Below are 4047 nucleotides of genomic sequence, written 5' to 3'. Positions count from 1 at the left end.
TAACGAGCAAATAAATTGTAAAACCACGGTTTTGTTTTGTAAGAACTGGGTTTTATAATCGCTAAAAGAGGTAATTTGATTGCAATCTAGCCTAGATTTGGCTTAAAATATGCCCTAATGGGCTTAATTGCTGGTCAAATAACGCAGTCTGAATGCTTATTTGGTCGTTACAGTGTGTTCCAGCACGCTGTAACCGTTAACGAACATTAAACGATAAACCCCCCTATTACGTCAAGTATTAGGGGGGTTTATTTTTTGTATGTCCGAAATTCATAAAGATTAGACCTGTAGTGAGTACCATGTTCGCTAGTTAAGATATTGATATTCATATATTTTTACAGGAATAGTGCTGACAGTGTACTTGATATGAATAATTCGATTTTTTTTGGCACTACACAACACTTAGTGTATATTGATTGAATAACCACAAAGATAAAAGGGGATTAGCATTGAGTAATAAGCGTTTTATCTTTAGGTCACTTGGTGTCTGCGGTTTAATTTTCGTTTTGTCTGCGATGGTTGCTGCTAGGTTTTTTTAGTATGGTGACTGAATATTGAGTATGACTCCTACAGTAGGAACTAAACAACACGCTACAGCCCAAGTGTTCTCGGGCTTTCTTAATTATAAATTTTGACAAGCCCAACAATAATACCAACAATCAGTTTTAAAAAGGCTCTTTATAACGCATAGTGATATAGTCTGGTTTCTAGAAGAAAATAATTTGCAGAGAGGTCGTGAAAATGAGGAATTTATTAATAGCATCCGTTTGTTTGGTACTTGTTATCCCTGCGATAGCATCGCCTCAATATAATAATTTGATGCCTCCACCGACCAATTACATGCTCAATAATACATCGCCTTTCGACTCTTTCAATAAAGGATTTAAACAATCTCAAGATAGACAGAGTGTTAATTTAGAGATAGAAAGAATGAAGCTTGAAAATGAGCTGCTACGTCTTGAAGTTCAGAAGACTAAACAGTTGCAGAAAAACGAGAATACTGCCTATAACGCTAAAGATGAAGACTGAATGCGCCATTAATGTATTGAACCATCTTAGTTAATACCAAGGGTTAAAAAGAGCGTCTTATGAATAAATTTTTATTTTTAGTTGCAGCCATGCTCTTAACATCCTGTGCGGATAATAATAGCGAACCTAAATATGGCGAAAGCTCAGGTTTGTCTACCAATTGCCGTGCCTACGTTCAAGCCGCTATTGATGAGTGGCGAAATGGCAGCAGTAATACAGAAGATACTATGAATGCATTGGAACGTAATTGCGGTATTCATGGCCATTTGTGGGATTATCGACCTTAGTCGCTACTGGTTAAAACATAAGGGTGACTTGTCGCAAAATTACTCACACTACGATACCTGTGCAAAAAGTCCTTTCTAACGTGTCCGAAAACCCTTAAAAAAAGCTATCGACCCGATAGCTTTTCTACCCCTAAACCCATTTACCATAATGCAGCTTTATGCGAACAATGACAGTTTATGTCGTGCTAAAAGGGCTGATATTTGCAGTAATTTTAGGTCAGAAGTTAGCCAAGATCAGGCAGTTTTTTTTGCCTGTCCTGGCTAACTTCTGATCCAACAACCGAAGGGCGTTAGTCCTTTAAATCTAAAACACAATAATCCTTAGATGGACCGTAATTACATTTTTTTGTCATCACTCTCGCACATAACTCACCATTACAGCGTTGAATATCCAAATTACCGCCTTGGTTATCTAGTTCTGCTATCGTGGCTCTACGCTCTGCAATATCATCAAGACTCGGTATAAAAAACATTGACCCTAGTATCACCAGTAAGCAAGCCCCTAAAATTGCGCCCACAGTCATAAAAGCGTGCTTCCAATCGAGTGCCTTTGCCTCTTGTTTTATAGCGTCAGCTGCACGCATTGCCCCGTTAGATGCTTTTTTAAGCTCTTGGGCGGTCTTAGTGGCATGATTGTTTAAATCGCTTTCTATGGACGTTCTAGCGTCATTTAACGACTCTTTAAATAATGACTGTGCGAGTTCTGGTAGATGCTTATGCAATCTTTCAATTTCAGCTTGTTGCTTATTAATAATCGCTAATGTTTGATCAATATTTTTCTGCTGTTCCTCCGCAGCTACCATAAGCGCAAATAACTGCTTTTTATTATCATCACTCATCTTTCAAACCCTTTGTCTTCGAATCTTTCAAGGTCTTTCTGTTGTCCTTGAATTTCTAGTTTTTGTTGCTGCTGCTCTTGTTTATATGCCTCATATTCGGCTTTAAAGTCCTGCATCCCCTGCACTTGCTCTTTGATATTTACCATTTCCATTTGTGCGTTTTTGAGTGTATTTATTTCTAGCTGTAAGTCACGTAAATGCTCATTGTCTGCTTTTATTTGACGGTTAAGGTCGCCCTTATCCGTTGTAACGCCCCTACGCTCCATAGCTGACGCTTGCCACCCCATTTTAATAGTTGGCTGTCGCTCAATCCCTTGTTCTTTCAGGCTTCTATGGTCGATACGCTCCTCAATGCCTAGCTTTTCTAACTGAGTATTGACGATGGTTTCCCATTCTTGGCGTAGCTCTTTAATTTCGGCACTGGTCGAACCTAACCCTAGCTCTTTGCGCTTGGCATTGGATAGCTCGATGCTTGTCTTATCGCCAAGCTTGATGCCATCAGCTGTACGCTCAAGCTCTCTTGTCGTGGTCATGATGTGAGCGTGCCAGTTGCGATTGTCGCCCACTTTGTCGGGGGAGTGAATAGCAACATCAACGCCTACGTTGTAGCGCTCTGCGAGGACTTTGGCGAATCTAACCGCTACCCTTGCGCCCTCATTCTGCTTGAGATCTTTACGCTTTTTCTTATCCTTGGGTACAAGCTCATGGGGTATCGCTAGCACCCACTCTCTAGCCGTGCGCCCATCTTTTCGGTTCTCGGCAAGTTCCGCCTTGTTCCACAATTCTTCACGATCAATCTTTTTCATGCTCTTATCAAAAGCATAAGCCATTTCTACACCGTCACGCTTTGAGTAGTCGTGTTTTAACCCTGTGCGCTCATCTGTAATTTCTGTACCGGCACGATAAGCGGCGGATGCCGTTGCACTGCGTCCGCTGCTTCTTGATATAGGCTTAGTGGTTGCGTAGTAGATAGCCATGTTTACGGATATATCTCATTATTGTTTATGTGTTTTAGTCCTTTAGGTTTTTGCTCCGCAGGACGTATTTAGGATTTGATATTTTATGAAACGACGTGAAATAAAACTATCAAGTCGTAAATGCGCACTTCCCTAAAAAGACAGGAAAGTGAAAGCTCTCCAATTCACTGTTATACTAACACAAACAATTATACTATTAGGTGAGATTATGCCCACGATAGAACAGAAGATAGCACGCAAACAAGACGAACTTAATCGACTAAAAACAAAACAAAGGAAATTAGATACCGCGCAGAAAGTGGTTATTGGTGGCATGATTTTATCACTAGCTAAGAATGATCCTGATAGAGCCAGACAGCTGCTTATTGATATTGATAGCAACATCACACGCAAGACAGATTTAGACCGCTTAGAGAGTGTTATAGACGATCTGACCGTCACACGATCAAAAGGAGTTTAAACATGGCTTATGATTATTCTATTTCAACCAATGACAGTAACGATAAGATAAAAATTCCAAAGTGGATTAGCGAACGTGACGATAGAATGAAGTCTTATAAATCTGCTGGTGAGGTGGACTATCGAGGTAATGTCACTGGCGATGAACTGATCCAACTTGCCAATGACTATGCTGAAATTTGGGGGGATGCGATGAACAGCTTTCATGCAGACCTTCAAAATAAAGGCTTGGCGTACATAAAAAATGCTGATACAGATCAATTCACTGTATCAGCGATTTACTGGTCATCAGATGCTTACTAAGTTAGAGCAACTAAAACACTTTTTTTTGACGTTTTTTTAAATATAATTTGTTTTTTTTGAGAATATTAAATGTTTTAGTTGGCTGATTTTTAAGCTGTAGCCCTTTATTTTCAAAGGTTCAGGCTTACTTATCTTTTCACCTTAGTTTTTTAA

General features: G+C 39.6%; 5 protein-coding genes. 3 read left to right on the top strand and 2 right to left on the bottom strand.

All coding sequences use genetic code 11. From position 1 onward, the window contains the following. Positions 1-1088: 1088 nt before the first annotated feature. The gene (locus EI162_RS13665) at positions 1089-1316 is read left to right on the top strand and encodes a kynureninase (protein ID WP_192524857.1); all 228 of its coding nucleotides are present in this window, start codon (positions 1089-1091) and stop codon (positions 1314-1316) included. Positions 1317-1606: 290 nt separating this feature from the next. Here the strand turns inward: EI162_RS13665 and EI162_RS13660 are convergent, their stop codons facing one another. Beyond that, positions 1607-2155: a hypothetical protein gene (locus EI162_RS13660; RefSeq protein WP_192524856.1), complete on the bottom strand. Its 549-nt coding sequence runs from the start codon at positions 2153-2155 to the stop codon at positions 1607-1609. After that, positions 2152-3132 (bottom strand): MobA/MobL family protein, encoded by a 981-nt coding sequence (locus EI162_RS13655; RefSeq protein WP_192524855.1) that lies wholly within the window; start codon positions 3130-3132, stop codon positions 2152-2154. Before EI162_RS13655 ends, EI162_RS13660 begins: the two co-directional genes overlap by 4 nt. A gap of 208 nt (positions 3133-3340) precedes the next feature. Here EI162_RS13655 and EI162_RS13650 point away from each other — a divergent pair, with 208 nt between their 5' ends. Then, complete coding sequence (locus EI162_RS13650) at positions 3341-3592, top strand: mobilization protein (RefSeq protein ID WP_192524854.1); 252 nt, start codon at positions 3341-3343, stop codon at positions 3590-3592. Positions 3593-3594: 2 nt separating this feature from the next. Beyond that, positions 3595-3894 carry a hypothetical protein gene (locus EI162_RS13645; RefSeq protein WP_192524853.1) on the top strand — a complete coding sequence of 100 codons (300 nt, stop codon included), beginning with the start codon at positions 3595-3597 and terminating at the stop codon, positions 3892-3894. The last annotated feature ends 153 nt before the right edge of the window (positions 3895-4047 follow it).

The organism is Psychrobacter sp. FME6, assembly GCF_014861365.1.
Classification (GTDB): Bacteria; Pseudomonadota; Gammaproteobacteria; order Pseudomonadales; family Moraxellaceae; genus Psychrobacter.
Note: the sequence above shows the minus strand (reverse complement) of the source record. Positions and strands in the feature narration are given on the sequence as shown.